Annotated in this window: 12 protein-coding genes; 2 read left to right on the forward strand and 10 right to left on the reverse strand. The window is 49.0% G+C overall.

Going from position 1 to position 13,767, the window contains the following annotated elements:
- Positions 1-11: 11 nt before the first annotated feature.
- Positions 12-1,628 (forward strand): sigma 54-interacting transcriptional regulator, encoded by a 1,617-nt coding sequence (locus HGH91_RS01230; RefSeq protein ID WP_168736641.1) that lies wholly within the window; start codon positions 12-14, stop codon positions 1,626-1,628.
- Here HGH91_RS01230 and HGH91_RS01235 read toward each other — a convergent pair.
- Genes HGH91_RS01235 through HGH91_RS01280 form a run of 10 tightly spaced genes read right to left on the reverse strand, consistent with a single transcriptional unit; the run spans position 1,625 to position 12,216 of the window.
- Positions 1,625-2,257 carry a TMEM175 family protein gene (locus HGH91_RS01235; RefSeq protein WP_168736642.1) on the reverse strand — a complete coding sequence of 211 codons (633 nt, stop codon included), beginning with the start codon at positions 2,255-2,257 and terminating at the stop codon, positions 1,625-1,627. The two genes, HGH91_RS01230 and HGH91_RS01235, sit on opposite strands and share 4 nt — an antisense overlap.
- Before the next feature lie 8 nt (positions 2,258-2,265).
- Positions 2,266-3,630, reverse strand: coding sequence for a sigma-54-dependent transcriptional regulator (locus HGH91_RS01240; protein WP_168736643.1), 1,365 nt, complete (start codon positions 3,628-3,630; stop codon positions 2,266-2,268).
- 4 nt (positions 3,631-3,634) lie between these two features.
- Positions 3,635-5,887 carry a histidine kinase dimerization/phosphoacceptor domain -containing protein gene (locus tag HGH91_RS01245; RefSeq protein ID WP_168736644.1) on the reverse strand — a complete coding sequence of 751 codons (2,253 nt, stop codon included), beginning with the start codon at positions 5,885-5,887 and terminating at the stop codon, positions 3,635-3,637.
- A 4-nt stretch (positions 5,888-5,891) separates the two neighbouring features.
- The gene (locus HGH91_RS01250; protein ID WP_168736645.1) at positions 5,892-6,575 is read right to left on the reverse strand and encodes a YoaK family protein; all 684 of its coding nucleotides are present in this window, start codon (positions 6,573-6,575) and stop codon (positions 5,892-5,894) included.
- Between the two features lie 26 nt (positions 6,576-6,601).
- Entirely contained in the window at positions 6,602-7,075 is a 474-nt protein-coding gene (locus HGH91_RS01255) for a Dps family protein (RefSeq protein ID WP_168736646.1), read from the reverse strand.
- Positions 7,076-7,084: 9 nt separating this feature from the next.
- Complete coding sequence (locus tag HGH91_RS01260; protein ID WP_168736647.1) at positions 7,085-7,516, reverse strand: DoxX family protein; 432 nt, start codon at positions 7,514-7,516, stop codon at positions 7,085-7,087.
- Positions 7,517-7,526: 10 nt separating this feature from the next.
- Positions 7,527-9,401, reverse strand: a complete 1,875-nt coding sequence (locus HGH91_RS01265; RefSeq protein ID WP_168736648.1) for an amidohydrolase — start codon at positions 9,399-9,401, stop codon at positions 7,527-7,529.
- Complete coding sequence (locus HGH91_RS01270) at positions 9,394-10,149, reverse strand: M17 family peptidase N-terminal domain-containing protein (RefSeq protein WP_211092164.1); 756 nt, start codon at positions 10,147-10,149, stop codon at positions 9,394-9,396. Before HGH91_RS01270 ends, HGH91_RS01265 begins: the two co-directional genes overlap by 8 nt.
- Positions 10,150-10,169: 20 nt before the next feature.
- Positions 10,170-11,561 carry an alginate export family protein gene (locus HGH91_RS01275; protein ID WP_247651628.1) on the reverse strand — a complete coding sequence of 464 codons (1,392 nt, stop codon included), beginning with the start codon at positions 11,559-11,561 and terminating at the stop codon, positions 10,170-10,172.
- 22 nt (positions 11,562-11,583) lie between these two features.
- Positions 11,584-12,216, reverse strand: a complete 633-nt coding sequence (locus tag HGH91_RS01280; protein ID WP_168736649.1) for a hydrolase — start codon at positions 12,214-12,216, stop codon at positions 11,584-11,586.
- Between the two features lie 246 nt (positions 12,217-12,462).
- On the opposite strand from HGH91_RS01280, the gene HGH91_RS01285 reads away from it, so the two are divergent.
- The gene (locus HGH91_RS01285) at positions 12,463-13,731 is read left to right on the forward strand and encodes a Gfo/Idh/MocA family protein (protein WP_168736650.1); all 1,269 of its coding nucleotides are present in this window, start codon (positions 12,463-12,465) and stop codon (positions 13,729-13,731) included.
- Positions 13,732-13,767 lie beyond the last annotated feature (36 nt).

A 13,767-nucleotide genomic window follows, 5' to 3' on the forward strand; every position in this document is an offset into this window, starting at 1 on the left:
TGTATTATTGTATGATGAACACAGACACCCGTGCTAAAAAAGATGAATTTGAAACACTGCTTTGTTTTTCCAATGCAGTAGCTGCTGCCCGGCACCGCTCGGATCTTTGGGAAATCGTCAATGAACAATTGCTGGAAAATATTGGCGCCAGCTATTATACGCTTTGCCTGATCAACGAAGATGCCGTTACTCACTCACCATTTCTATACAGCCCGAAAAATAAAATAAGGACCGTTACCGGCGAAAACCCGGTGATGCTCCAGCAACATCCCATTCACGACGGGATATTTGACAAAGCCATTGGAGAGGAAGAGCCGGTGGTGTTCAATATGCAAAGCCTGGTACGACGGAAAGGAATTCCTACCTATATCATTCACTGGTACAATGCTGGCGTGAAAGAAATCATGTTGGTAAGGATTTGTAATGGGAAGGAACCCAAAGGCGTGCTGTATTTATATGCATTGAAGACGGGCGTTTTCCTGCAAAGCCGGTTCAGCTTTTTTAAAGGTATTGCCGATCAGTTAGGAACAGGGATATCCAACATACTTGCCAATGAAAAAGTTGAACTACAACTGGAAGAAATCCGGAAGTACAAGACCCAGCTGGAAGAGGAGAACAGTTATCTGAAAGAAGAGCGAAGGAAGGATAAACAGCTCACCGGCAAGGCTATTGGCAAGTCTGCTGCCATGCGGAAGATATACGATCTCGTTTCAAAGGTGGCGCCTTCGGAGGCTACGGTATTAATCCTGGGAGAAACGGGGACCGGGAAGGAATTGATCGCGCACCAGGTACATGACGCCTCTCCGCGGCACGACAAACTGATGATCAAGGTAAACTGTGCTGCCATTCCGGCCAACCTGTTGGAAAGTGAATTGTTTGGCCATGAGAAGGGTAGTTACACGGGCGCACTGGAGAAGAGAATCGGCAAGTTTGAACTGGCCAATAACAGCACGCTTTTCCTGGATGAGATCGGGGAGCTGCCACAGGAAATGCAGGCGAAATTATTGAGAGCGTTGCAGGAAAAAGAGATTGAAAGAATTGGTGGAAAATCGGTGATAAAAGTGAACGTGCGCATTATCGCCGCTACCAACAAAAACCTGGAGGCGGAAATTGTGGCTGGCCGTTTCCGGAGCGATCTATACTATCGCCTCTGCGTGTTTCCAATTTCGTTACCACCATTGCGGGAACGGAGGGAAGACATACCTGAACTGGTTTCCTTTTTTATCGAAAGATATGCGGTCAGCAGTGGTAGAAAGATAACTGGCATTGCCCCAAAAGCACTGGAGAAATTAAAGGCTTATTCCTGGCCGGGAAATATCCGCGAACTGGAGCATTTGATCGAAAGAACGGTGCTGCTAACGGCTACTGGCGCCATCACGGAGGTGAGCCTGCCTACCAGGAATAAAATATTGTTTGCCTCACGGGACCCTGAAACGCAGGTCCGTCCATTGGCAGACGTGGAGCGGGAACATATCCTGAAAATGGTGAAGCTGTCGAAAGGAAAGATATCCGGACCTAATGGTGCAGCCGCCAAATTGCAATTACCTTCTACCACCCTCATCTCAAAGATGCAGAAGCTGGGTATCAGGAAAGAACATTTTATTGATACCGGGAAAGAGCACGACTAAGACCGTTTAGCGAGATTGGCAGACAGATCCAGCTTGCGGGAAGTAAACGCCCAATACGTCCAAAGCCCAGCGCATAGTATTAATGCGCCGCCAGGCCAGCAAAAGGAAAGTAAAAATGCGGATAGATGCACAGGTATACCATATTGATAATTTCTCCTGATTTTTTTAATAGCTACCTCGCTGATTTCCGGTCGCAGCAACGTTCGGTTCCGGCTGGCAATGCCCCATAGTAAATTAAACGCGAGGTTAATCAACACGAACAGGCCGGTGTAAACAGCTACCGCCACCGTTACTGACGGCGTGCCATAATACCTGGCCAGCAATGCCGTGGGATAGGAGACACAGGTCGCCAGAAACAGGATAAGTCCATTGGCAAACATCAGCGTACTATTGCGCCGGTAGATCTGTTTAAACATCTTGTGATGGTTGACCCACATAATGAAAATACTGAAAAAAGACAGGCTGAACGCAAGGAAGGAAGGCCACTGTGCCAACAGGCTGTTTATCAGCGCTTGCGGGTTATTGTTGCTTTCAGCAGCAGGAATGCGTAGTTCCAATACCAACAGGGTAATGGCGATTGCAAATACGCCGTCGCTGAACCCTTCTATTCTCGCCGTTTCTTTTTCCATTTAATGGGTCATTTATAGGTGGTTTTTATACCCAGTTTTTTCATTTTTGAATACAGTGTTTGTGCAGATATGTTGAGAATATCAGCAGCACCCATACTCCCCGACACCCGGCCATTGCAGGCTTTCAGGACTTTCATGATATGCGCTCTTTCTATTTCTTCCATTGTTTCCAGCTTTTCAGTTGTTTGCAGGAGCGGCATTTGCGTAACAGGGATTTCTATGGCATCGATTTGTTCGCCGGCTGCCAGGATAAACTGTCGCTCTAACACGTGTTCCAGCTCCCGGATATTGCCGGGCCAGTCGTATTGCCGGAGCGTTTGCCAGGCCTCCTCGCTGAGACCGGGCATTTTTTTGCCGGCTTTGTCTGAAAATTTTTGAAGGAAATAAAGTGCCAGCGGGTGAATATCTTCCTTATGTTCGCGTAGCGGTGGCAATGCAATGGGAAATACATTGAGCCGGTAGTATAGATCCAGCCGGAATTTTCCTTCCGCTACTTCTTTTTCCAGGTTCCTGTTGGTGGCTGCAATCACGCGTACGTCTACCTTAATCAGCGGACCGCCGCCCAGCCTTTCTATCTCTCTTTCCTGGAGTGTGCGGAGCAGCTTTACCTGCGCATCCAGCGGAAGTTCCCCGATTTCATCGAGGAAAAGTGTGCCGCCATGCGCTTGCTCAAATTTACCGGTACGTTTTTGAACGGCTCCTGTGAATGCGCCTTTTTCATGACCAAACAGTTCCGATTCCAACAAGGTAATGGGCAGCGCTGCACAGTTGACGGTGATAAATGGTTTATTTTTCCTGAGTGAATTTTTATGAATGGCACGGGCAAAACGTTCTTTACCAGTGCCGCTTTCGCCGAGCAGCAATACAGAGGTATTGGTGGTGGCCACAATTCTCGCCTGGTCCTGCACTTTTTTCATGGCATTGCTGTTGCCGATAATGTCCGGATCAAACGTGGTTGCTACGGGCGTCGGAGGCGCTGTCCTGATCATGCCGGTTTCAACGCCATAGCGGTAACGGGCAATGTCCAGCATTACGAAAAGATCCCGCTCACGGAACGGTTTCACCAAAAAACCATAGGGCTGGGTGGCTTTGGCGGCTTCCAGTGTCTGTTGGTTGGTGTTGGCAGAAATGTAAAGAAAAGGGATATGCAGCAGCAACAATTCTTTTGCCAGTTCAATACCGTTGGTAGGCGTTTTCAGGATGATGTCCAGCAGCACCCAGTCGGGCTTTTTCTCCGTAATCAATACCCGGGCCTGCTCTACGGATGCTGCGATACCGCAAACGTCGTAACCGCCCTTCATCAGCATCATTTTCAGATCATTCCCCACGATGAACTCATCTTCTACGATTAGTATTTTTTCTTTGTCAGCCATACTTTTAGTTTACCTGGTTAATTGATCTTGCTAAAAACAGCACCTGTATAGAAACGCCTGTCGGACTGCTTTGGATATTGAACGATCCTTCCAGTTGTTCTGCCAGCCCTTTCATGAGGCTCATGCCCAACGATCGTGATTCTTCCGGAACAAAATGCTTAGGTAGCCCTACACCATTATCTGCAATGGTAAGCGAGCAATATTGCGTTTCATCTTTTTTGCAGGTGATGGACACAGCGCCTTTCCGGTTGCCGGGAAAGGCATATTTGATAGCATTGCTAACGGCTTCATTCAGGATCAATCCGAGTGGAACGGCCTGCACTACATCCAGTAGCATCACATCACTATTGATGGAGAAAGATATCCTGGAGCCATTATCGAAGCTTTCCTGCATAAAGCCGGCCAGTTCCCGGATATACCAGTTCATATCGATGGCGCCGAGGTTGTCGGTATGATACAACCGCTGATGGATCAGCGACATGGCATACATGCGGTGCTGGCTGTTTTTGATGGCGGCGATAGCATCGGCGTTGTCGAGGTACAGCGATTGGGTATTTAACAAGCTGATGATAATCTGGAGATTATTTTTTACACGGTGATGTATTTCTTTTAGCAGCCATTCTTTTTCATCCACCAGTTTTTGCAGCAGTTCATTTTGTGTATTGATGGATTCCTGCTGCTTTTCCAGCCGGAAGGTGGTTTTCTTCTTCAGCCGGTACCGGTTGTACAACAGCGCGAGGATGAGCAGCAGCATACAGATACTTCCCATGATCACGTTGCGGAATACCCTTCCTTTTTGTAAAGACACTTCCTGCAAGGCACTTTTCTGGGTCAGTAACTGAATGTCTTTATCTTTTCTTTCTGTTTCGAATTGCAGCCGGAGCACATCCAGTTGTTTGCTTTGGTTGGTGCTGGTTACGGAATCGGACAGTTGTTTATAACGCTGAAAGTGGGCGAGGGCCGCGGAAAGGTTGCCCAGAGCGGAGTCGGTACGGAATGCGAGATAGGCTGCTTCTGCCTGTCGTACCAGTCCGGCGGGTGAATCTTTGATATCTCGCTGATATGCGGTGAGATATTGGGCGGCATCCTGGAAGCGGCCTGTTTCCTGCAGATAGAATACTATTGCCAGCCGCGCCGCCTGAATGAGTATTTTGGTAGTGATTTCTTTTTCAAGAAGTGCTTTTAGTTTTTCGTAATGAGGAGTGGCTTTTTGCAATAGATGAAGTGCGAGGTAATCTTTCAGGTAACTTATCTCCGTTTGCACGGTTTCCGTTTCACCGGCTATGCCCAGGTTTTCGACAACGCGTAGTGTATCCAGGCTACGGCGATATTCTCCCCCAAGCCGCAACGCGTCTGATATATTTAACAGCATAGACCTCACTGTACCTGTATCATGAAGGCCTTTTGCATGGGCCAGCGCTTTGTCAAAGTAATCGAGCGCCTGGTCATAGTATTGCACGCTATAGTAGTTCAATCCCACCCGGTTGTAGATGGCGGACATCAGCGGTCCCTGTTCATCCAATTTTTCGGCAGTTTCGACTGCAAGCAGGTTGTAACGGAGGGATTGCACAAAGTTGTTGGATCCTTGATATACTTTTCCCAGAATAGAATACAGGCCCTGTAATCTTGGGTATCCTTTCTTTTTGTAGATGGATAGGGCTTCTTCAAGTACTTTCTGCGCATGGGGATAATCTTCGTTTAGCTGCAGGAGGTCTCCGACGAATTCTTTTAACTTAGCTCCCGATAACTCATCCCCGTTTTTCAGGTAGATATCTGCTCCCTCCTGATACAGCTCTATTTTACGGGGAAGGTCATTGGTATTGTTGGAATAAGTGCCACCCAGCTCAAGGAGGGCCTGCGCTTTTTCTATTATCGTACCGTATTGGGTCAGTAACAGCAAGGCATCTTTACTACTCGATCTTCCCAGGTCTGCATGTCCTGATTCACGAAAGGCCTTGGCCCGCAGCAATTTGCTCAGGCCAAGACCCCTGGTGTAATTAATTTGCCGGCTCCTGGCTTCCATCTGATCCGCCATACGAAAGGCCATGTTCATGTCTTCTTCCCTGGATTCCGGTTTATCAAGGAATGCTTCGCCTACGCGCAACATCCGCCCAATGGTGGCGGTATCCGCCTGGTCATTCCGGAGCAGTTCATTCGCTTTTTTAACGTCTGTATCCGACTGGGCTTGTACATAAGCCGGCAGCAGCAGGCATATGAATAATACCTTCCACCGGGAGTTGATCATGAATTGTAGCATAGGTTTATCCTTCCGATTTTTGTCCCTGCAGGTAGCATACTACGATGGCCACACCGGGTAACATCATCGCGCTTAATCCCACCCAACGGGAGAGAAGGGCGCCAATGATACAACCGGCCAGGAAACCGCCAATGGTAACAGCCTGCTTTTGCAGGCTGGACAAGGACAACTCATTCCCGGAAATGCCTTTCCGGATGATATTTCCCAGGTCCAGCGCAGCCTGTGTAACATTGCCGGTCATCATGGTGGTAGGACCATGTGTTTCTTTGGCAAAAAGTTTTCCGAATGCATTCTGCAAGCCCATTCCCAGCACCGTCGCCATCACGATGACGTATGTCACCAGCTTGTCTTCCCATGTGGTTAAAAGAGGCAGCAGGAACGCTGCTAATCCGCAAGCCAGCAAAATTAAGCCTTCTACCAGCAAAATCCGGTATTTTTTAGGAGATCTTTCTGCCAGCCAGCCGCCTGTCATCACAGCGATGACAAATACGGGGAAGGTGATCAGCTTTATCCATGCGGCAGCACTGGTATTTCCAGATGATACCTGCGCGGCAAATACAATGAAGTTGCCGGTAACATGGGCAGAGAAAATGGAATCGCCGGATACAAAGGTGGCGGTATCGCAATAGCCAGCCACCCATGCCAGCAGGAAGGTGACCCAGTTGATACTATGTTTTTGTTCTGTCATGCCGGTGATTTGTTTATATAGATAATTTATTCCAGGTGTGCTCTCAGCATCCAGGCCATTTTTTCGTGCGTTTCCATCAGCCCTGTGATATAATCGCTGCTGCCTGCATCATGGAAGGCAGTGGCATAATCATTAATGTTTTCCCGCAGGTGTATCAGGATACTTTCATGGTCATGCAGCAGGTCTTTGATAAACCCGATACCATCATTTTTTTCACGGCTCATTTCTGTGAGATGCGTAAGCGACAGGAATTCTTTTAGCGTAGCCGGTGGAAAGTGGCCCAGGGTGCGGATCCGTTCTGCCATGTCATCTATGATCTCTTCCAGTTGCTGGTACTGGTTTTCAAAAAACAGGTGCTTGTTATGAAAATCAGGCCCGGTTACACACCAATGGGCTTTACGCGTTTTGGTATACAAAATAAATTCATCTGCCAGTATTTTACCGAGAGAATGAGATACAGCTGCGAGATGTGCTTGTTTAATGCCAATGTTGACTTGCATGTTGAAAATTTAGAAAAGGTGATATAAAAGTTGTACGTCGATAGAATAGCGGCCGGGCCCCAGTACCAGCAGCAGTAGAAGCGACAGGGTGTACATATAGGGCACATCCCGTATTTCAAGATTGTCGTTCCGGTGTACGACAAAATAACCGATGGCTGTTACCCCGATGGTAGGCAGAATGGCGAGCCGGGTAAACAATCCCAGCGCCAGCAGGAACGGAACGACCGTGTCAGAAAAAGTAGCTACCAGCCCGTTTAGCTGGTCCGGCAGGTGCAATGGATTGGGAACATGTTCCCGTTGGCCATTTTCCAGGCGGAATTTTTTCATACCATGTACCCGGAACAACTCAACCGCGAGCAACACCCGGAAGGCCAGCAAAGCATAGTTGTTGACGGTGCTGCCGGCATCTGAATACAGTATATGGTGGACGATTTCGTTCATAAAAGAAAGTTTAGAAAGCAAAACAGGAACAACCAAATACGCCCCAGAATGCACTGTAATTATTAACAGGAATATTGCTTAGTCGCGCTGTATTGTGCTCGTGTCCATGAACGTCGCAGCTGCCAGCACAGCAATGTACCTGGCTGGTAACAGCGGCTGTTGGCGCAACATTGATTTTTGCACCGGCATAATAGCCGCCGAACTCCTTCACCGGCGACCAGTCTGGCAGCACCGGAATGGGAGCGGGGGAGAACCGGGAAAATTCACCACGGCTGAATACAATCTTCCCACCTACGATGGTCAATACAGATTCGATGTGTTTGATGGCTTCTTCCGGTACTTCAAAAAAGTCGGCATCGAGTACGGCCAGGTCCGCGAGCTGCCCGGCTTTGATGCAACCCTTACTGTCCTGCTCCCTGGAGAACCAGGCGCTTCCCCGGGTGTATAATTCAAGGGCGGTTTCCCGGCTTAGTTTAGTGGTATCATCGTACAGCTGCTGGCCTCCCACTGTTTTTCCGGCAGATAGCCAGTACAGCGCCACCCATGGATTGTAACTGCTTACGCGGGTGGCATCTGTTCCTCCGCCCACCGGCACGCCCGCCTGTAGCATCCGTTTTACCGGTGGCGTGTGTGCAGCGGCGGCTTTGCCATACCGGTCAGTGAAATATTCTCCCTGGAAGGCCATCCTGCTTTGAACGGCAATACCGCCCCCCAGCGCTTTTACACGGTCAATGTTCTTTTCATCGATGGTTTCGGCATGATCAAATATCCAGTGAAGACCGTTGAAGGGAATATCCCTGTTCACTTTTTCGAAAACATTCAGAAAGCGGGTGATGCTTTCATTGTAAGTGGCGTGCAGGCGGAAGGGCCAGCGGTTTTCCACGAGGTGGCGCACCACTTTTTCCAGGTCTGCTTCCATAGTTTCCGGCAGGTCGGGCCGCGGTTGCAGGAAGTTTTCAAAATCGGCCGCGGAAAATACCAGCATTTCACCGGCGCCATTGTGCCGGTACATGTTATCTCCCTGGTGGAGTTTCACGGTGCTGGTCCAGTTACGGAAATCTTCCAGTTCTTGCTTAGGCCTTTGTGTAAAGAGGTTATAGGCAATGCGAACGGTGAGCTGTTGTTTTTCATGAAGCTCGCTGATCACCCGGTAATCATCGGGGTAGTTCTGAAATCCGCCGCCAGCATCAATTACGCTGGTGATGCCAAACCTGTTCAGTTCCGTCATAAAATGGCGGGTGGAGTTGACCTGGTATTCGAAAGACAATTTCGGCCCCTTTGCCAGGGTGGAATAGAGGATCATGGCATTGGGACTGGCCAGCATTAACCCGGTAGGTTCGCCGTGGCTATTTTTTTCAATCACGCCGCCGGGAGGGGTCGGGGTATCCCTGGTAAAGCCCACTGCCCGCAGGGCTGCACGATTGAGGAAGGCACGGTCGTACAGGTGCATAATGAAAACAGGTGTATCCGGTGCGATCGCATTGATTTCTTCCAGTGTGGGCATCCTTTTTTCTGCAAACTGGTGCTCGGTCCATCCGCCTACCACCCTTACCCACTGGGGGGAAGGAGTGATGGCTACCTGTTTTTTCAGCATCGCTAAAGCATCGGACAGGGAAGGAACGCCGTCCCACCTGAGCTCCAGGTTATAGTTCAGACCACCGCGAATGAGGTGGGTGTGAGAGTCGTTCAATCCCGGGATAACCCGTTTTCCTTTAAGGTCTATTTGTACGGTTCCGTTCACACCGTATTGCTGAAGAATGGTTTTATCATCGCCTACGGCAACGAACTGACCATCGCTGATGGCAACGGCGGTAGCCCGTGGTTGGGATGGATCTACGGTATGTATCTTTCCATTGTATAAAACGATGGCTGCTGCTTTACTCATGAGTGGGTGTTAAAGGATGGAAGGATGCAATGGCTGCCTGGATGCCTTCTCCGGCAATTTCAAAAAAGGCGGGTCCGGCCAGCAGGGTGGCTTTTATGACTGGTTTTGCAGGGGCAAGGTGATGTTGTTGCAGGTAGCGTTGTGTGCGACAGGCGTTGATGATGCCTTTGGTGACATTGCCTGCTACTAATGCCGTAGGTGAGTCGATGCCTGCATCTTTGATATCACTGGCAAAGACAAAACTGGTGACACCTATATGGCTGGCTTCCCGAAGTGCTACTGCGCCTACGCTGATCATCATGTCTGCATTGAACTGATGGCGGTCGCCCAGGCCAATCAGCAGCAGCCGGGGTGCTTTCAAAGCGCCTTTAGGAGGAGTGATCAGCAATGTTTCCAGGTAATGGCCTTCGAACTTTCCACTTTTTCTCAGTTCGGTGATCTGTCCTTTCAGCGCCTGGTCGAGATGTACCATCCCGTTGAGTGCTGCCGGCAAAGCCGGGGGATTGAAAATATCTCCCTCCGTATATTCAAACACGCAGGCTACCAGCAAGGGCGCAACAGCGGCGCCAGGGCCTTGTACCAGTCCTATGATGGATATCCCTTCCGCTTTGCCCCATACTTTGGCGGTGCCAATGGGAGTAGTTGTAGCCTGCTGACCCACCAATGAAACGGCCTGCAGCAGGAGAAAGGAAGCACTCATAAAGGTGATGAGTGCTTTGTGATAACGGGTAATGAATGTTTTGTTCATGGTTTATCGTTTTTTATATGCTAAAATTTGACACTGAGCCGGGTGTTGATGAACAGGCCATCCTTTGAATTGGGTGTCATATCCCGGATAAAGGCGCCGGCCTGGAAATATTGAATGCCCGAGTTGAATGAGATAAACTTGTTTACGTTGTATACAATGCTGGCGAGATAGGCGGTGCCGATATGCCTTTCCGCAGACGTGACCCCGGGAAGATTAAATCCTCCACTGGGCCTGTAGATACCATCCTGGAGCGAGTATCGCCAGTTGAATACTACATCCGCCTGCGCCATTATTTTTTTACCAATATTGATAGTGGCATAGGGGTGTAGATCGATAAGGTTTACCGGACCGATTTGCGGACTGAATCCAAAATAGCCGCCTTTGGGATAAAGCGGGTTGAAAGACTGGAGGTTCCCGTCTCCTTTACGCCGGTCTCCTGAGATATAGTCGTTACGCAGACTGATAGCAGGTTTCCCGGGAATGTTCTCAAACAGGTAGCCTGCTTCAACGGAGGCAGTCCAGGCGTTGATGTGGCCATTTCCAAAGGAGCCGAATTGCCAGGCGGCTTCGAGGTTGTAAATAAATCCCCCGCCGTATCGCCATATCCTGGTGCCCATGGTATGACGCAACTCGCGGTGGAGGCCTTCTTCAAACAAGGACTGGTCACGCTGAATGCCGATGTAATACAAGTCAATATTGGGAAAAGCGGGAATAATGATCTTACTGTATAATCCCCAGAGATTTATTGCTTTGCTGGATGTATTATCAAAAGCGCCTGTCCTGATGGTATCGGCCATCATGGCAAATCCGTCGATACTCCAGCGGCGGGTGGTGTACATCAGTTTGGCTCCATCGAAATACAACCGGAGGTTGGGTCCTTCTCTTACAGAAATGAGCCTGCCGCTTCCATAATCGAGTTCCTGTCTGCCGGCGCGGAGTATGAGCTGTTGATCTTTCCTTTTAATGATTGCGGCGTCAACGAACAAATTTTGGATGTTCAAATGATCTTCGTCGATAGGACGGGGACCATTTTTTCTCCCGGTTTCCCAGGCGCTCCTGATTTGTGCAAAAACCCTGAACCGCTCATGCAGGTGGATGTCTGCGTGAAGGTCGTAACGTTGCAGGAGAAAGCGATTATGCCCAATGCCCAGCCTGCCCCAGTCTTCGTTGTTAAAGTCGACATATTCCATCCTGGCGGACCCTCCGAATGAAACGTAGGCGCTGCCATCTTTGGATAGGCGATTATATTTTATTTTCCGGTAGAAATTACCGGTAGAGTCTTTGAGGAAGGAATAGTCTTCGTCAAAGCGCATCAGTTTGAAACTTTGTCCTGCTGCCCGGGTAACAGGCGACAGACAAACTATAACCAATACGGTTATACGAACGAGACGGAGGAGGCTTTTTACAGGCAATTGGAACGGTTTTAACGGATAGTTAGTGTTTCAGCATATGGTGGGCGTAATGGATACCGATGCCATAGGCACCGCCATATTTTTTCATGAGATCAGTAACCGCTTGATAGGTTTCCTGGCGGGCCCAGTCACGCTGTAGTTCCAACAGGTATTGGATGGAAGTCATCGGTTTCACGCCGGCATGCACCATTCTCTGAACGGCACGTTCATGGGCTTCGGTGCTTACATCGCCACAGGCGTCGGTGATAACATATACATCATAGCCTTCATCCAGTGCAGATAAGGCCGGGCCTACAATGCAAACGCCTGTCCACAGACCGGCCATCACCAGTTTCTTTTTTCCTTTTCCGACAATGGCTTTGTAAGCGGCTTCATCTTCCCAGGTATTCATGGAAGTGCGGTCGATATAGCCGGAGGTAGCCTGTGGGTAGCATTCTTCGATTTCCGGAAATACAGGACCAGAGAAAGATTGCTCTGCTACAGTGGTCACCACGGTGGCAACATTAAATATCCTGGATGCACCGGCAATAATGGCTGTATTGGTTCTTAACTCGCTTAAAGCAATGCTTTTGGTAGCAAAGCCCATTTGGCCTTCAAAATCGATCAGGATAAGTGCATGATTGTCGGGAGACAATAAGTGGGTAGATGGTTTCATTTTAAAAATTTGCTCCCGCTAAGGCAATTCAGGTGCCTATTTGTATTTATTTGATTGTCAATTAATTATGTGTATTTTGATGAATTTAATTTTTACGTTATTTCGTAAAATTATGAACAGCGCAGAGAAAATGTGCGTCTGTTACGAAGGAGATGGTTGGAACAAACTATTGCATATCGATTTTTAATGTATTAGCTTAAGTGCCGAATTTATTTCCCCTCTTTTCGTTAAAACCTTATTCAGCCAATGAGCAAAAAAATAACTTCCAGAAGAAAGTTTTTGCAGAACGCCGCTGCATTATCCACCTTTTTTATCCTGCCGCGGCATGTACTGGGCGGAAAAGGATTCCTGGCGCCGAGCGACAGGATCAACATTGGCTTTATTGGCGCCGGTCACCAGGCGATAGGGTTACGGGACCGCTTTACAGCAACAGACCAGGTGGAGATATTGGCGGTAGCGGATGTATATCAGCGCAAGGTGGATGAATTCATTAAGGCGTTGGGAGAGAAGCGGGGTAAGGCCTGTAAAGGATATGGTGATTTCAGGGAGATATTACAGCGGAAGGATATCGATGGGGTGGTGATCGCAACACCCGACCACTGGCATGCTGTGATGGCGGTGAAGGCAGCTGCCGCGGGCAAGGATATTTACTGTGAGAAGCCGCTGGCACTGTCGGTAAAAGAAAGCCGGGCAATGGCCGATGCTGCAAAAAAATATGGTCGTGTATTCCAAACCGGTAGTATGCAGCGCTCCGCGCGTGAGTTCAGGCAGGGAGTAGAACTGGTGCGCAATGGCTACATTGGTGATATTAAAGAGATCAAAATCAGCGTGGGTGATGGTCCACGGCCGTTTGACCTGGCAGCGGAAACGTTGCCGGCTGATCTCAACTGGGAGATGTGGCTTGGTCCAAACGAGTATGTCCCCTATAATAACAAACTGAATCCTTATCCCAGTGCTTCACTGTGGGCGGAATGGCGTTATTACAAAGGCCTTGGCGGCGGTTTTCAGGCCGATTGGGGCGCGCATATGTATGATATTGCGCAATGGGGACTGAACATGGATCATTCAGGACCGGTAGAGATCTATCCGCCGGATGGCCAGGAACATCCTTACCTGACTTATGTTTACCAGAACGGTGTGGTGATGACGCAGCATGACACCGGTAAGAAGAATATTGAATTCATCGGTACCAAAGGAAATATTGTTATTGAACGCGGTAAGCTGGAAACGAATCCGTCGGCGCTCCGGGATACTGTTATCAGCGACGGGCAGCAACGGGTACACTTCAGCGATAATCATTACACAGACTTTTTGTCGGCCATGCGCGACCGGTCGAAACCGGTGGTAGCAGATGCGGAAACCGGGCACCGGACTTCTTCCGTTTGTGCGTTGGGTAATATTGCCTATGAGCTGAAACGCCCGCTAAAGTGGGATCCTGCAATGGAGAACTTTTTAAACGACAAAGAAGCTGATCAGTTATTGATGAGGAAGTTAAAAGGGGAGTGGACCATCTGATAATGGGAAGTCATGTCGGACAATAGATAAGTTTTA

This window comes from Chitinophaga eiseniae (assembly GCF_012641265.1).
Taxonomy (GTDB): domain Bacteria; phylum Bacteroidota; class Bacteroidia; order Chitinophagales; family Chitinophagaceae; genus Chitinophaga; species Chitinophaga eiseniae_A.

What these genes read in the sequence shown, in the direction of transcription:
- HGH91_RS01230 (WP_168736641.1), top strand. Translation starts at nt 12, where the DNA reads ATGATGAACACAGACACCCGTGCTAAAAAAGATGAATTTGAAACACTG.
- HGH91_RS01260 (WP_168736647.1), bottom strand. Translation starts at nt 7,516, where the DNA reads ATGAACGAAATCGTCCACCATATACTGTATTCAGATGCCGGCAGCACC.
- HGH91_RS01235 (WP_168736642.1), bottom strand. Translation starts at nt 2,257, where the DNA reads ATGGAAAAAGAAACGGCGAGAATAGAAGGGTTCAGCGACGGCGTATTT.
- HGH91_RS01280 (WP_168736649.1), bottom strand. Translation starts at nt 12,216, where the DNA reads ATGAAACCATCTACCCACTTATTGTCTCCCGACAATCATGCACTTATC.
- HGH91_RS01265 (WP_168736648.1), bottom strand. Translation starts at nt 9,401, where the DNA reads ATGAGTAAAGCAGCAGCCATCGTTTTATACAATGGAAAGATACATACC.
- HGH91_RS01270 (WP_211092164.1), bottom strand. Translation starts at nt 10,149, where the DNA reads ATGAACAAAACATTCATTACCCGTTATCACAAAGCACTCATCACCTTT.
- HGH91_RS01255 (WP_168736646.1), bottom strand. Translation starts at nt 7,075, where the DNA reads ATGCAAGTCAACATTGGCATTAAACAAGCACATCTCGCAGCTGTATCT.
- HGH91_RS01250 (WP_168736645.1), bottom strand. Translation starts at nt 6,575, where the DNA reads ATGACAGAACAAAAACATAGTATCAACTGGGTCACCTTCCTGCTGGCA.
- HGH91_RS01240 (WP_168736643.1), bottom strand. Translation starts at nt 3,630, where the DNA reads ATGGCTGACAAAGAAAAAATACTAATCGTAGAAGATGAGTTCATCGTG.
- HGH91_RS01285 (WP_168736650.1), top strand. Translation starts at nt 12,463, where the DNA reads ATGAGCAAAAAAATAACTTCCAGAAGAAAGTTTTTGCAGAACGCCGCT.
- HGH91_RS01245 (WP_168736644.1), bottom strand. Translation starts at nt 5,887, where the DNA reads ATGCTACAATTCATGATCAACTCCCGGTGGAAGGTATTATTCATATGC.